This window comes from Antricoccus suffuscus, from assembly GCF_003003235.1.
In the GTDB taxonomy this organism is placed as follows: domain Bacteria; phylum Actinomycetota; class Actinomycetes; order Mycobacteriales; family Antricoccaceae; genus Antricoccus; species Antricoccus suffuscus.
Genome location: NZ_PVUE01000002.1, coordinates 176,820 through 191,234 on the forward strand (window position 1 = coordinate 176,820; position 14,415 = coordinate 191,234).

Sequence of the window (14,415 nt, forward strand, 5' to 3'; positions counted from 1 at the left end):
GATGCACGCAGAGTGTTTTCGGTTCACATTTACCGGGTTCGGGTTTACGCGCTACGCGGCGATGAGGACTTCGATGAGTTGGTTTTCGACGTAGGAGTAATCAGCGAGCGCCGGTTCGGGTGGTGCACCGGGCAGTCGTGGCGCGCGGGAGGTGTATCGGTGCCCGGTGGGTGTGGTGGTGGTGACGGTGTGCCGCGGACCGGGGACGCGTCTGGCGTTCCAGCCGTAGGTTTCTTTGGTGTAGTTGCAGGCTTCGCAGAGGCCTTGCATCTGCTCGCCGTGGGTGGGTCCGCCGGCCGCTGCCGGGGTGATGTGGTCATGGTGGCGGATGGGTGCGTCGCACCAGGGGGTGCGGCAGGTCTGATCCCGCGTGTCGATAAGGTCCGCGAGCCCGGCCGGTGCGGTACGCCGCTTTGAGCTCATCGCGATCAGCGCGCCGGTCGAGGGGTGGGTGTAAACCGCGCGCAGCCACGCATAGGCCTTCTTCTGCTCGCGTTGGTTTTGCTCGTCCGGCGATCGGCTGCCGCGTGCGGCGGGAGGCCCCGCTCGTTGGCTGGCCCCGGCGGCGGTACCGGTGTGCGTCTGGTAGCGGATCGCGTCGCGGACCATGTCCCGCGCAGCTTCGGCGGGAATTGATCCGTAGCCGGGCAGGTATGCCGGCTCGTTCCCGCCCGCGAGGAGGGTTCGGTCGGTGACCACCAGCCGTATCTCGACCGGCACGGGTGCCGCGGCCGGTGCGCCTGTGACGCGTTCGATGAGAGTGTCGGCCATGATCTGACCTGGGGTCCGTTCATCACCAGTGGCGATGAGACTGGTCGCGTGCTTAAACAGGGTCGCGTAGACCGCGACACCCTGGGCGAGGGGTAGCAGCCCGGTCAGGTAACCCATGCCATCGGGTGCGGGACGGACGGTGACTCGCCGCCCACCGACGGCACGGCGGCGCCTCTCGGCCAGAGCCGCGTTATCTAGCTCGAGGGCGTGTTTGTGTGCCTCACCGCTGAACCGCCGGTCACCCCAGCCCTCGACGGCATCGGTGTCGGCGGCGAGCCGCCGGTCGATCTCCCGCTGGTCCTGTTCGGATAGGCAGGCGATCTCGCGCAGGATCAGACTGGCGCGGCGTTCGGTGATCCGCCCAAGTTCCAGTCCGCGCATCGTGTGCGGCAGCACGCGAATCAACGCGTGCGCGAGGCCGAGGTGTTGTCCGCCTTTACGAGGCGCGTCCCGCCGGGCGGCGGAGATTTGTTCCCCGACCCCGCGCCCGAGGCGTTTACGGGGGACACCGGCGGTGGCCTGCTCCTCACGTTGCGACGCATCGAACTCGACAGACAATCGTGCTTGGCGCGCCGCGGCCGCGGCTTTGAGTTCCTCGAGAGCCCGGATCTGGTCGATCCGGGCTGCGTCATCGAGCCCGTCGACGGATGCCGCCAGGGACTCGCGGAACGTCTGTAACGCGGTCAGGTCGGGTGCGGGGCCTGACGAGGCGGGACCGAGTGGGGTGAGCACGTCCTCATCCTCGCCGAGGCACGCACCGTCCTCGCCGGTGCCTGCCTGCGCCGTACTCCCGTGTTCGAACATGTGTCTAGTCTAGCACTGGTGTACGACACGATCAATTTGCGCAAACGTCCTGTGGACAGGGACCTAGGCCAAGGACATCCGGCTCGCCGCCCGCTAGGCCACCAAACGATCTTTTAGCCCCGCGGTAACGACCGCATCCACCTTGCGAGCATGAGCGGTCTGCGGCGCCGCGGCGAGTCCTGGCTCGTCAGCGATCGCGTGGCCAATGCCGTCGATTATCTCAAGTCGTGCCGCATCGCGCCCGGTCTGCTCGACGGCAGCACGGCAGAATTCCGCGGCGTCGTCGCGGAATCCCTGGTCGTCTTCGGACCCGATTAAGACCAGCGACTCGATCGAATCACCGAGCAGGTCACCCGACCGCTTCACGAAATCGATCTCGTCGGCGATTGCCCGCGACCGTCGAGGGGGAGTGCCGCTGCCATCGCGGTCTTGGTCCGGGAGTTCTCACCATTTCAACCGAGTACGACAAGAATTCGCCGGTAGGGGCTATTCGGGCGTGAGTTCGTCGACGATCTTGGCGATGCGTGCATCACGCGTTTCCTCGCGCTTGGCGGACTCGACGGAGAGCACTCGTTGTCGCTGGTTGCTGTAGGACAGCGCGTCGAAGGCGGCACGAGCGCCAGATCGCGAGTCGAGCGCCGCGGCCAAGGTGGCGGGTACTTCTATCGTCCGCTCGGCTGTATCGAGCTGGAGCTCGACTTGCACGCGATCGCCGGCCTTGAGCCCTGCCGCGGTTCGGTTTTCTGCGCTGAGCGGAAGCATAAAGACTCCGCCGTACACCGCGACTGTGCTGCGATAGGTGTGCCCACCGACTGTGACGACTACAGGTGGCTTCTTGGTCGTGCCGAGCGCGGACACAACTTCGGCAGGAACCTCGAAGCCCGTGGCAGTCTTGCCATGAAGTTCGACTACTGCTTGGAAACTCTGAGTCATAGATGCTCCTCGTCACGACTGTCGACTGGACAAATTCGTCGTCAAGACCCTAGATGTCTGCAATTACCGTTTCGTTACATCACATCCAGCGTCACCCATACGCCTGCGACGACATGCAACTGCCTGCCGATTGTCGTCGTTTTTAAAGAAAGGACCTGGACGATTCCGTCCTCGGCTTGACGGTTGAAGACCAACCCGAATTTTCGATAGCCCAGAGCCTTCAAACCGGGCCGGATTGCTCAACTGTCTGCTTCAGCTTGAGTCGGAGTTCATCCTGCACGCGTCAGCCTCCTGAGTGGAACCTCCATCTCGGTCACGCTAGCGGCTGAATGCAAACAGGTCCTTGGTGTGTATTCAATTAACCGATGACGTCGACCGACTCCAGCAGTCGAGCACGAAGGGGAGCGGCGGCCTCGGTGAACTCGCGCTGCATCTTCGCGTACGCCGTACGTCCCGCCGCAGTGTCGACCTCGATCGGAGTGACGCCCAGCGACGTGAAGTCGTAGGGGCTGGCCTGCATATCGACGTACCGAATCCGCTGCGCCAGCTCGAAACAGTCGAGCACCAGATCGCTGGAGATGAGCGGGACGAGTTTGTAGGCCCATTTGTAGAGGTCCATGCCCGCGTGGAGACAGCCCGGCTGCTCAAACGTCAGTTGGTCGTCGCGCTCGAGAATCCGCCGGTTGAGGGGTCGCGCCGCGTCGGTGAAAAACCGGAACGCGTCGAAGTGCGTGCAGGACAGATCGCGCTCGTCCACTGCAGCGGCGATCTGTCCCGGATCGAGGCGCAGTGGCCAACTGTTGTGCCGGACCTCATCTTCAGACTGGCGGTAGACCATCGCCCACTCGTGCATCCCGAAACAGCCAAAGGAACCGGCCCGGTCGAGGGTTGAGCGCATGAGGCGGCGTACGAACTGCATGATGCCGCTGCGGCGCTCGACAAAGCTCGCAGCATCCACCGACACTTCATCACGCTCGGATCGGTATAGCGGCCATTCGCGGTGAGGGGCATCTGCAGCGTCGCGCAGGCGTACGCCGGCGCCCGGATGCCAGCGTCGTAACTGGCCCGGACGATAGACGTAGTAGATGAAAAGGAAGTCCTCGATCGGGTGTGTCTGCCCGGCGGCGCGACGGGACTCGTACGGCGCGAGCAGCGGCTCGACGCGGGCGGCGTACTCCTGTTGCCGCGCCAACCACTCGTCGCGGGACAAGACAACCGTTTCCGAGCGGGCGGTTTCGGCGTGCAGGACGGGGGCAGACATGATCTATCACCGTAATGCGTATAGGTTCGACTGCGGTGAGCGACCAGGACTCGCCATTAGATTTGTGCGGAGGACTTCATGCGTATTGCCCGGTTCGTGAGCCCCCAGGGGATGTCGTTCGGTGTCATCGACGGTCAGGGCGACCGGTCGAGCTGGACGGTCGAAGCGATCGACGGGCACCCGTTCGGCGAGATCAATCGCACCGGCAACCGCTGGGCACTCGACGATGTGCGACTGCTGTCACCGATCCTGCCAAGCAAGGTCGTGTGCATAGGGCGCAACTACGCAGCGCACGCCGCGGAGCTAGGCAACGAGGTGCCGAAGGAGCCGATGATGTTCCTCAAGCCGTCGACCTCCGTGATCGGCCCGGGAGACGCGATTCGGCTGCCGGCCGCGTCCAAGCATGTCGAGCACGAGGCGGAGCTCGCCATCGTCATTGGCGCGACAGGGGCGCGCAAGGTCAGCCGCGATGACGCTCACCGCACGATCTTCGGGATCACCGCCGGCAACGACGTCTCCGCCCGCGACCTGCAGAAGTCCGACGGACAGTGGGGCCGCGCTAAGGGCTTCGACTCGTTCTGCCCGATCGGGCCATGGATCGAGACTGGCGCGCCGTACGCCGATATTAGGGTGGCGTGCACGGTCGATGGCGAAGTGCGTCAAGACGGTCGCACCAAAGATCTGATCCACGACGTACCGACGCTGATTTCCTACATCTCGCACGTGATGACGCTGCTGCCGGGCGATGTGATCATGACCGGCACACCGGAGGGCGTGGGCCGGCTCGAGGGCGGCAACACCTGCACGATCAGCATCGAGGGCGTCGGGGATCTGACGAACCCGGTCATCGTCGACGAATAGCGACTGCGCCCATCGTCGGACGGGCTCACAGGCACCGAATATCCTTAGGTCACCATGACTGATAACTCTGCGCCTGTCCGCGTCCGATTCTGCCCATCGCCTACCGGGTTCCCGCATGTTGGACTCATGCGTACGGCGCTGTTCAACTGGGCCTACGCGCGCCACCTTGGCGGCTCGATGGTCTTTCGGGTCGAGGACACCGACGCCGCCCGCGACAGCGAGGACAGCTACGAGTCGCTCGTCGCGTCGCTACGGTGGCTGGGCCTGGACTGGGACGAAGGCCCGGGCATCGGCGGGCCGCACGCGCCGTACCGGCAGTCCGAGCGCTCCGACATCTACGCCGAGGTCATCGAGAAGCTCAAGGCGACCGACTGGGTCTACGAGTCGTTTTCTACCGGCGAGGAGGCGGCCGAGCGGCACAAGGCGGCCGGCCGGGACCCTCGCCAGGGCTATGACAACTATGACCGCGACCTGACTGATGAGCAGAAGGCCGCGTTCCGTGCTGAGGGCCGCGAGCCGGTGCTGCGGGTGCGCATGCCCGACGAGGACATCGTTTGGACCGACATCGTCCGGGGTGAGGTGAAGTTCGAGGCCGGCTCGGTGCCGGACTTCGTCATCGTGCGCGCCAACGGCAAGCCGCTTTACCCATTCGTCAACCCGGTCGACGACGCGCTGATGAGAATTACCCACGTGCTGCGCGGCGAGGATCTGCTGCCGTCGACGCCGCGCCAGATCGCGCTCTATCGCGCGCTGATCGACATCGGTGTCGCCGACCGGATTCCGGAGTTCGGCCACCTGCCGTACGTGATGGGGCAGGGCAACAAGAAGCTCTCGAAGCGTGACGCGGAGGCCAACTTCGACCTGTACATCGAGCGCGGGTTCATTCCCGAGGGCGTCCTCAATTTCCTTGCGCTTCTGGGCTGGTCAATCGCGCCGGACCGCGACATCTTCACTCCCGATGAATTCGTGGGGGCCTTCGACATTCACGACGTCAACAGCAGCCCGGCACGCTTCGATTTGAAGAAGGCCGAAGCGATTAACGCCGCGCACGTGCGGTTGCTGGAGCCCGCCGATCTTGTCGGGCGGCTCGGAGCGGTCCTGCTCGCGGCCGGCATACTGCCGGCCGAACCGACGGACCGACAGGTCGACGTGCTCAAGCAGGCCGTGCCGTTGGTGCAGGAACGGTTGGTCACGCTCGGCGCGGCGCCGGAACAGCTCGGCTTCTTTTACACCGCCGATGAGGCGATCACGGTAGCCGATGACGCTAGAAAGACGCTGCGGGACGACAGCGGGGCCGTATTGGATGAGGCACTCCGTGTGCTGCCGGAAGTCACGGACTGGACCGCAGCGGCTATTCAGGAGGCTCTGCGCGTGGCGCTGGTCGACGGGCTCGGCATCAAGCCGAAGTTTGCATTCGGCCCGCTGCGGGTGGCGCTGTCGGGCCGGCGGGTCTCGCCGCCGCTTTTCGAGTCGATGGAGATCCTCGGCAAGGAGTCATCCTTGGCGAGAATCGCCCGGTTACGGGCCACTTTGTAGGCATTTCGCAGCGGGATGTGGCTCACAGCCCGACCGGGTGGAAACCAGGCCGAGGCTTCGGGTAACATATTCCGTCGGCGCCGCGCCAACACTGATTAGTCAGTTTTAGCGCTTCGCCTGCCAATGGGGTATGGGGTAATTGGCAGCCCTACGGTTTCTGGATCCGTCAGTCTAGGTTCGAGTCCTGGTACCCCAGCGCTGAAGGAAGCACCGCTTCTTGGAGCAACACAGTCTTGGTCGGCAATGCCGGTCATGGCTGAGCACGTGCATTGCCCCCGTCGTCTAGTGGTCTAGGACGCCGCCCTCTCACGGCGGTAACGTCGGTTCGAACCCGATCGGGGGTACCACGAAGAAGCCGCAGGGTCACCTGCGGCTTTTCCGTTTCGGCAGGGTGTCTAAGTGAAGATCTTTTCAAGGTCGTCAAGGACGCTCATCGCGCCGACGGGACCGAGGCCGAGGAACCAGGTGTCGTCGTTCACGGCCTTTGACTGACCGTTGGCGACCGCCGGGATCTCTGACCACAGCTGACCGCCGAGCACCGTCTTCTGCTCTTCCTCGGCGCCATAGTTGGAATAGAAGACCCAGTCTCCGGTGACCTCTTTGATGTTCTCTGCGCTGACCTCGACGGCCAGGTCGTCGACATCTTCAACCGCGGGGCGTTTGAGACCGATGTCGTTCAAGATGACGCCGATGAACGACAGGTTGGCGTAGAGCCTGGTCTTTCCACTCATGAAGCGAACGATGGAAACGGTCGGATCGCCCTTGATGGAATTTCCCACTTCATCGGCCTTGGCTTGATACTCGTTGAGTACGTCGACAGCCTTCTCCTCCTTGCCCAACGCGTCCGCGGCGAGCAGGAAGTTCTCCTTCCAGGGAAAGCCTGGCCGGATGCTGAATACGGTGGGTGCGATGGCGGAGAGTTGGTCGTAAAGCTTTGCTACCCGAAGTTTGCTGCCCAAGATCAAGTCGGGCTTGAGCGCGGCGAGTGCCTCGAGGTTGATCTCGGTGTGGGTGCCGATCACGTCGACCCCGGCGATCTTGTCTTCGAGGTACGACGGAAGGCCGCCGGTGGCGTCGGCGCTGGCCAGCCCGACCGGTTTGATGCCGAGCGCGAGGACATGATCTAGCTCTCCGCTGTCCAGTACGACGACGCGCTTCGGCTTGGTCTTGATGGTCGTCTCGCCGAGGGCATGAGTGATTGTCCGCGGAAACTCGCCTGCTTTGGCCGTGGTGCCGAGCTTTGCGGTTTCTTCATCAGCGGTGCTGAACTGCGGCCCGCCGGTCGCTACCGCCCTGTCACCGACGTCTTCGCTGCGGTCTGTGTCGGACGCGCAGCCGCCCACGAGAAGGACGAGTGCTATTAAAGGCGCCACCAAACGACGCAAATCAGTCAAATTCATTTGCTTAGGCTAGCCAAAGTAAAATTGGTGTTGCTCAGTGGTCTGCGTTAGAGGTGGGTCTCAAGTTCGGCGGCGGCGCGCAATAGTGGCTGGGACAGTCGAGTGCCGGGGGAGCGACCGATGCGTTCGGCCGGACCCGAGACGGAAATAGCCGCAACGACTTCGCCGCGACGATTGCGCACCGGGGCGGAGACGGAAGCGACCCCAGGCTCGCGTTCGGCGATCGAGGCTGACCACCCGCGACGGCGTACGCCGGCGACCGTGCGCGCGGTGAACGCCGAGTCCTGCATGATTTTCCGCACGTCGCTCTCGTCGCTCCAGGCGATCAGTACGTGCGCCGCCGAGCCCGCGTTCATGGCGAGCCGGGCGCCGATCGGCACGGTATCGCGCAAGCCGCTTGCGCGCTCTGCCGCCGCGATACAGACGCGTACCTCTTCTTCTCGGACGAATACCTGTGCGCTCTCGCCGGTTGCGTCGCGCAGTTTGCGTAGTACGACGGTTGATACGTCGACGAGTGGGTCGCGCGCAAAGGCCGCCAATTCGGCGACGGATGGGCCGATGACCCACCGACTCTGCTGATCCCGGCGAAGGATGCGGTGTGTTTCCAAGGCGGAGGCAAGACGATGGGCAGTGGCGCGAGGGAGCCTGAGCTCGTCGACGAGCTCGGCCAGCGACCGGGGCTGCGCCGCACACGCCTCGATGATGCTGACGGCTTTGTCCAGTACGCCGATGCCGGTCGTCGTCTTTTCCATATGGTGATACTACCGTCTCGTATTGTGGGACGCGTTGGGAGAGCGAGTTGCTCGCGCGTACGATTCCTATTGGCCGGACAGGACTCTCATACTTTGGGATTCGGCACTAACGTAACCAGATTCGGCTCCCCTTGCAATGGGATTTAGAGCGCAGCTAGTTGGAGGCTCGACAAATGGGTAAGACCCTGGCAGAGAAGATATGGGACGACCACTTGGTGCGTCGCGTAGAAGGTGAACCAGACCTTCTGTATATCGATCTTCATCTCGTGCACGAAGTCACGAGCCCGCAGGCCTTCGACGGGCTCCGCGCCGCCGGTCGTCCGGTACGCCGGACCGATCTGACGGTCGCCACCGAAGACCACAACGTACCCACCACCGATGTCGACAAGCCGATCGCGGATCCTGTGTCCAGGCTTCAGGTCGACACACTTCGCGCCAACTGCAAGGAGTTCGGCGTACCGATCTATCCCATGGGCGATGAGAACCAGGGCATCGTGCACGTCATCGGTCCCCAGCTCGGACTGACTCAGCCGGGTACGACGGTCGTGTGCGGCGACAGCCACACCTCCACGCACGGCGCATTCGGCGCGCTGGCGTTCGGCATCGGCACCAGCGAGGTCGAGCAGGTGCTGGCTACCCAGACTCTTCCGCTGCGTCCTTTCAAGACGATGTCCGTCACCGTCAACGGGTCGCTCGGCGAGGATGTCACGGCGAAGGACGTCATTCTCGCCGTCATCGCCCAGATCGGCACCGGCGGTGGGCAGGGTTACGTCATCGAATATCGCGGCACCGCGATTGAGGCGCTGTCGATGGAGTCGCGCATGACCATCTGCAACATGTCGATCGAGGCCGGTGCACGCGCGGGCATGATCGCACCGGACGAGACGACGTTCGAGTTCCTCAAGGGCCGCGAACGCGCGCCCAAGGGGGCCGACTGGGATGCCGCAGTGGAGTACTGGAAGACGCTGCGCACGGATGACGATGCGACGTACGACGCCAAGGTGATCCTCGAGACCGGCGCGCTGACACCATTCGTTACGTGGGGCACGAACCCGGGTCAGGGCGCCCCGCTGTCATCGTCGGTGCCGGACCCGGAGTCGTACGACGACCCGAGCGCACGTACGTCGGCCGCTAATGCGTTGAAGTACATGGACTTGCAGGCCGGTACGCCGCTCCGCCAGATCTCGGTCGACACCGTGTTCGTTGGCTCGTGCACCAATGGCCGGATCGAGGACTTGCGCGCGGCCGCGGCCGTGGTCAAGGGCCACAAGGTCGCCGGCAGCGTCCGGATGTTGATTGTTCCTGGCTCGATGAAAGTCAAGCTGCAGGCCGAGAGTGAAGGCCTGGACAAGGTCTTCACCGAGGCCGGGGCTGAGTGGCGTTCGGCGGGTTGCTCGATGTGCTTGGGAATGAACCCCGACCAGCTGGCGCCCGGTGAGCGGTCGGCGTCGACGTCCAACCGCAACTTCGAAGGCAGGCAAGGCAAAGGCGGCCGCACCCATCTGGTGTCACCGCTCGTGGCCGCCGCGACCGCGATCCGCGGCACGCTGTCCTCTCCCAGCGATCTAGACAAGTAAGGCACGGACTCATGCAGAAGTTTTTGACCCACACCGGAACGATCGCGCCGTTGCGCCGCAGCAATGTCGATACCGATCAGATCATTCCCGCCGTCTATCTCAAGCGAGTCACCAAGACCGGCTTCGAGGACGGCCTGTTCTCGGCTTGGAAGGCGAACGAACCGGACTTCGTGCTCAACAAGCCGGAGTACGCCGGCGCCTCGATTTTGGTTGCCGGACCGGACTTCGGGACCGGATCGTCTCGCGAACACGCCGTATGGGCACTTCGGGATGGCGGATTTTCGGTAGTTATTTCTTCGCGTTTCGCGGACATCTTCCGCGGCAACTCGCTCAAGGACGGCCTGCTCACCGTCGTGCTTCCGGAAGCGGATGTTGAGGCGCTCATGGCCCTCGGCGAGCAGTCGCCGACGGCCGAGGTGACTGTCGATCTCGACAAGCGCGAAATTCGCTATGTCCCCCAGAATGCCTCTATAGCAGGGGATTCCGCCGCAAAGACGGTCTCCTTTGACATCGATGACTACAGTCGCTGGCGTCTGATGGAGGGTCTGGACGATATCGGGCTCACCCTGCGCAACGAGGGTGACATCGCCGATTTCGAGGCCAAGCGGCCGGTTTGGAAGCCCGTTACGGTCTGAAAATAGGGCGATTTAGGGTGACGCGAATCGCCTGACACAGAAGGAAAAATAGCGCAAGGTGATTGAACCGAGCGCTATTTTTCCTTACCGTTACGCGTATGTCATCTCATTAGAGACGACCGTGAGGCGTCGAATCATCCAAGATGATCGGCACAAACGACGTAACTGTCAGTCCTGGGAGGGACAACTGTGAACAAGTCCGAATTGGTTGAGGCCCTCGCCGCGCGCCTCGAAGGAGACAAGAAGACCGCCGCCAAGGCAGTCGACGAAATTGTCGACCTCGTCCTGCGCTCGGTCGTCAAGGGTGAAAAGGTATCGATTGCCGGCTTCGGCGTGTTCGAGAAGCGCGCTCGCGCCGCTCGCACCGCTCGTAACCCTGCGACCGGCGAGAGCATCAAGCTCAAGAAGACCAACGTGCCGGCGTTCCGTCCGGGCACGCAATTCAAGAACGTCGTTGCGGGCAAGGTGAAGCTCGGCGCCGCGCCGAAGCCAGCCAAGAAGGCCGCAACGAAGACCGCCGCAGCCGCGGCGAAGTCCACGGCTGCAAAGAAGACCACGGCTGCCAAGGCGACGAAGGCACCTGCCAAGAAGGCCGCTGCCAAGGCCCCTGCCAAGAAGGCCGCTGCAAAGGCGCCAGCCAAGAAGGCCGCAAAGAAGACGACCGCTCGGAAGGCACCTGCCAAGCGCTAGCTCGCGCAAGCACGCATCGCTCAGGTAAGAAGTGGGGCGCAGTACGACGAAGGTCGTGCCGCGCCCCACTTTCTGTTTTGGCGGCGATGCGCTGTCCCGGCGAAGTGCTGTGCGGCCGAAGGTCTGTGCGGGCGAACGATCGCGCCTACTCATCCCCAGGTTGGAGCGTGCGGTAGTAGTCCGCAGTGACGATTTGGTCGCCCACACCACCGAACGCCCAGACGCCCCCCTTCTTGCTGCCGACCTGAGCGGGATTGTGGTCGACGCGAAAAGCCGAGGTCAGTGCGTCAACGACGCCGCCCTGAGTGCTCAGAACGACCGGACCCGGCGCGGTCAGGAGCTTGTGCACCTCGCCAAATCCGCGCTCGTCGTCTTCGGCGAACTCGATGTCGCCGAGATTTGGCGCGTCCTTGACCTTGATCTGCAGCGCTTCCGCGAGGGGCTGGACGGTTTGACGGCAACGCACGGGATCGGCGGTGTAGACGCTGATCGGCGCGAACGCCGGCAGTGTCTGCGCGATCGCCGTCGCCTGCCGGCGCCCCTTCTTGTCCAGTGGCCGGTCGTAGTCGTCACCGGTCCACTTGTTGCGCTCGCCGGCGCGGCCGTGGCGCACTAGTAACAGGGCAATCGGCGTTGTACCGATCTGCGCGAAGCGATCCAACACGGCGCGGTCGGTTGGATAGGTGAGAACCCCAGATGCCTTGGCAAGCGGCACCCACGTGAAGTCGTCGATCTCCTCGACATCCACCGAGGCCGGCGCGTCAGCGCAGCCGTCCGTGAGTCGCATGGCCCAGTAGCTCACCGATTTCGCGTGCGACCCGACACGGTAGTGCACCGTGGAGAGGAATACGCCGAGCGTGAACGGTAACCCGGTCTCCTCCGTGACCTCCCGGACCGCCGTCTGGATGGGATTTTCGGAGGCGTCCGGTTTACCCTTAGGCAGCGACCAGTCGTCGTACGACGGGCGGTGAACGAGCAAAACCTCGACCGTGCCGTTCGTGTCTCGCCACAGCACGCCGCCGGCAGCGGTCAGCTTGGCCGCGTCGTCGCCGATCGCCACAGGATCCGGTTCGCTCATCGTCCTACTCAATTGGCTGGTTTGGTGCTAGCCGCGATACCCGCGATGAGTTCACTTTGATAGTCGGACATCGGAACGGTCGAGCCCTCGGTGCTGCTGATCCAGGTGCCGTCCGGTTGCAGGTCCCAGGCGATGATGTCGACGTCAAGGATCCGGTCGATCATGGCCTTGATCCGGCCGCGCGCGATCGTATCGGTCACCCTGGTGAGCACCTCAACGCGGCGGTCAAGGTTGCGGTGCATCAGATCCGCACTACCGATGAAGATTTCGGGATCACCGTCGTTGTGGAAGTACGAAACCCGAGAGTGCTCGAGGAATCGTCCGATGATCGAACGTACCCGGACGTTGTCAGACATCCCTTCCACGCCGGGCCGAACCGCGCAGTTCGTGCGCACGATCAGATCTACCTGTACGCCGGCCATGGAGGCGCGATACAGAGCATCGATGCTGTCCTCGTCGACGATGTGGTTGGTCTTGATGACGACTCGGGCCGGTTTGCCGGCGCGGGCATTCTCGGCCTCGCGGTCCAGCCGCTCAATGAGTCCTTTGCGTACGCCGTGCGGCGCGACCAGGAGCTTGCGGTATTCGGTCTGCCGTGAGTAGCCGGTAAGCACGTTGAACAAGTCCGTCAGGTCCGCGCCGATCTCAGGGTCGGCGGTGAGCAGGCCCAGATCCTCATACATGCGCGCGGTCTTGGGGTTGTAGTTGCCGGTGCCGATATGGCAGTAGCGGCGAATCTGGCCACCTTCTTGGCGCACGACGAGGGCCGTCTTGCAGTGGGTCTTGAGTCCGACCAGGCCGTAGACGACATGGCAGCCGGCGCGCTCGAGTGCGCGGGCCCAGCTGATGTTGGCTTCCTCGTCGAATCGAGCCTGGATCTCCACCAGAACGACGACTTGTTTGCCTGCCTCGGCCGCTTCCACCAGCGCATGCACGATCGGGGAGTCGCCTGAGGTGCGGTAGAGGGTTTGCTTGATGGCGAGGACCTTCGGGTCCGCGGCGGCCTGTTCGATGAACCGCTGTGTGCTGGTTGCAAACGAGTCGTACGGGTGATGCACGAGTACGTCGCCCTCACGCAGCGTCGAGAAGATCGACTTGCCCTCGGTTAACCGCGGATGGGTGGCCGGGACAAATGGCTCGTCCTTCAGGTCCGGTCGGTCCACGTCGACGATCGCGAAGAGCGATGACAGGTCCAACAGGCCCGGTACGACGATGATGTCGTCTTCATCGACGTCCAGCTCACGGGACAGCAGGTCGAGCACGTGAGGGTCCATGTTGTCGGTGACCTCGATCCGGACGGCTGGCCCGAACCGCCGGCGCGCGAGTTCGCGCTCCAGTGCCTGAAGCAGGTCCTCGTCGCGATCTTCCTCGACGTCGAGGTCGGCGTTGCGTGTCACGCGGAACGGGTGGTGGTCGATGACCTCCATGCCGGGGAACAACTGCCCGATGTTGGCCGCGATCAGCTCTTCCAACGGCACGAACCGGTCCTTGCCGAGCTTGATGAAGCGGTCGACGTTGTTGGGCACCTTCACGCGAGCGAACCGCTCGACGTCTTGCCCAGGGTCGCGAACGACGACCGCGAGGTTGAGGGAGAGGCCCGATATGTAAGGGAACGGGTGCGCCGGATCGACCGCCAACGGCGTGAGCACCGGGAAGATCTGCGAGTGGAAGAACTCACCGAGCCGGGCCTGCTCCTCGCCGGTGAGCTCGGCCCACTTGAGGATCTCGATGCCATTCGCGTTGAGCGCCGGCATGATCTCTTCGTTGAAGCACTTGGAATGACGCGCGACAAGCGCTTGCGTCTTCTCAGAGATCTTCTCCAGTTGCTCCCGAGCTGATAAGCCATCGGGGGACCGCACCGACAATCCCGTGCTCTGACGGCGCTTCAGGCCGGCTACGCGCACCATGTAGAACTCGTCCAGGTTGCTGGCAAAGATGGCCAGGAACTTCACTCGCTCGAGCAGCGGAGTGGTTGGGTCTTCGCCTGCCGCTAGCACCCGCGCGTTGAAGTCGACCCAGGAGATCTCGCGGTTGAGATACCTGTCGTTGGGCAGCGATAGCGCGTCAGTCCCGGCCGATTCTGCGGTAGATGAGCTCATGACATACATCGTCGCCTA

Annotated in this window: 13 protein-coding genes and 2 tRNA genes; 7 read left to right on the top strand and 8 right to left on the bottom strand. The window is 63.5% G+C overall.

What is annotated here, in order from left to right; all coding sequences use genetic code 11:
- Positions 1–51: 51 nt before the first annotated feature.
- The 4 genes from CLV47_RS03625 to CLV47_RS03640 all read right to left on the bottom strand — a co-directional run bounded on the left by CLV47_RS03625 (position 52) and on the right by CLV47_RS03640 (position 3,769).
- Positions 52–1,575 carry an HNH endonuclease signature motif containing protein gene (locus CLV47_RS03625; protein ID WP_106347637.1) on the bottom strand — a complete coding sequence of 508 codons (1,524 nt, stop codon included), beginning with the start codon at positions 1,573–1,575 and terminating at the stop codon, positions 52–54.
- Between the two features lie 93 nt (positions 1,576–1,668).
- Positions 1,669–1,941, bottom strand: coding sequence for a hypothetical protein (locus CLV47_RS03630; protein ID WP_106347638.1), 273 nt, complete (start codon positions 1,939–1,941; stop codon positions 1,669–1,671).
- Positions 1,942–2,061: 120 nt separating this feature from the next.
- Positions 2,062–2,508, bottom strand: a complete 447-nt coding sequence (locus tag CLV47_RS03635) for a YdeI/OmpD-associated family protein (protein ID WP_106347639.1) — start codon at positions 2,506–2,508, stop codon at positions 2,062–2,064.
- A gap of 358 nt (positions 2,509–2,866) precedes the next feature.
- The gene (locus CLV47_RS03640; protein ID WP_202862368.1) at positions 2,867–3,769 is read right to left on the bottom strand and encodes a 3-methyladenine DNA glycosylase; all 903 of its coding nucleotides are present in this window, start codon (positions 3,767–3,769) and stop codon (positions 2,867–2,869) included.
- A gap of 78 nt (positions 3,770–3,847) precedes the next feature.
- Here CLV47_RS03640 and CLV47_RS03645 point away from each other — a divergent pair, with 78 nt between their 5' ends.
- From CLV47_RS03645 to CLV47_RS03660, 4 genes are all read left to right on the top strand, one after another.
- Positions 3,848–4,630, top strand: a complete 783-nt coding sequence (locus tag CLV47_RS03645) for a fumarylacetoacetate hydrolase family protein (RefSeq protein WP_106347640.1) — start codon at positions 3,848–3,850, stop codon at positions 4,628–4,630.
- Between the two features lie 54 nt (positions 4,631–4,684).
- The gene (gene gltX / locus CLV47_RS03650; protein ID WP_106347641.1) at positions 4,685–6,166 is read left to right on the top strand and encodes a glutamate--tRNA ligase; all 1,482 of its coding nucleotides are present in this window, start codon (positions 4,685–4,687) and stop codon (positions 6,164–6,166) included.
- 124 nt (positions 6,167–6,290) lie between these two features.
- A tRNA-Gln gene (locus tag CLV47_RS03655) sits at positions 6,291–6,362 on the top strand.
- Between the two features lie 75 nt (positions 6,363–6,437).
- Positions 6,438–6,513: transfer RNA gene (locus tag CLV47_RS03660), tRNA-Glu, on the top strand.
- A 48-nt stretch (positions 6,514–6,561) separates the two neighbouring features.
- On the opposite strand, the gene CLV47_RS03665 is transcribed toward CLV47_RS03660, so the two are convergent.
- Both CLV47_RS03665 and CLV47_RS03670 read right to left on the bottom strand, forming a co-directional pair.
- Positions 6,562–7,566: an ABC transporter substrate-binding protein gene (locus tag CLV47_RS03665; protein WP_106347642.1), complete on the bottom strand. Its 1,005-nt coding sequence runs from the start codon at positions 7,564–7,566 to the stop codon at positions 6,562–6,564.
- Between the two features lie 47 nt (positions 7,567–7,613).
- Positions 7,614–8,318 carry an IclR family transcriptional regulator gene (locus CLV47_RS03670; protein WP_106347643.1) on the bottom strand — a complete coding sequence of 235 codons (705 nt, stop codon included), beginning with the start codon at positions 8,316–8,318 and terminating at the stop codon, positions 7,614–7,616.
- Positions 8,319–8,491: 173 nt separating this feature from the next.
- Here CLV47_RS03670 and leuC point away from each other — a divergent pair, with 173 nt between their 5' ends.
- From leuC to CLV47_RS22730, 3 genes are all read left to right on the top strand, one after another.
- Positions 8,492–9,895 carry a 3-isopropylmalate dehydratase large subunit gene (gene leuC / locus CLV47_RS03675; RefSeq protein ID WP_106347644.1) on the top strand — a complete coding sequence of 468 codons (1,404 nt, stop codon included), beginning with the start codon at positions 8,492–8,494 and terminating at the stop codon, positions 9,893–9,895.
- A gap of 11 nt (positions 9,896–9,906) precedes the next feature.
- A complete protein-coding gene (gene leuD / locus CLV47_RS03680) occupies positions 9,907–10,530 on the top strand; it encodes a 3-isopropylmalate dehydratase small subunit (RefSeq protein ID WP_106347645.1) in 624 nt (207 codons plus the stop codon).
- Positions 10,531–10,719: 189 nt separating this feature from the next.
- Positions 10,720–11,220: an HU family DNA-binding protein gene (locus CLV47_RS22730; protein WP_106347646.1), complete on the top strand. Its 501-nt coding sequence runs from the start codon at positions 10,720–10,722 to the stop codon at positions 11,218–11,220.
- Between the two features lie 145 nt (positions 11,221–11,365).
- On the opposite strand, the gene CLV47_RS03690 is transcribed toward CLV47_RS22730, so the two are convergent.
- Together CLV47_RS03690 and CLV47_RS03695 are read right to left on the bottom strand one after the other, a co-directional pair.
- Entirely contained in the window at positions 11,366–12,298 is a 933-nt protein-coding gene (locus tag CLV47_RS03690) for an NUDIX hydrolase (RefSeq protein ID WP_106347647.1), read from the bottom strand.
- Between the two features lie 8 nt (positions 12,299–12,306).
- Positions 12,307–14,397 carry an RNA degradosome polyphosphate kinase gene (locus CLV47_RS03695; RefSeq protein ID WP_238145202.1) on the bottom strand — a complete coding sequence of 697 codons (2,091 nt, stop codon included), beginning with the start codon at positions 14,395–14,397 and terminating at the stop codon, positions 12,307–12,309.
- Between the last annotated feature and the right edge of the window lie 18 nt (positions 14,398–14,415).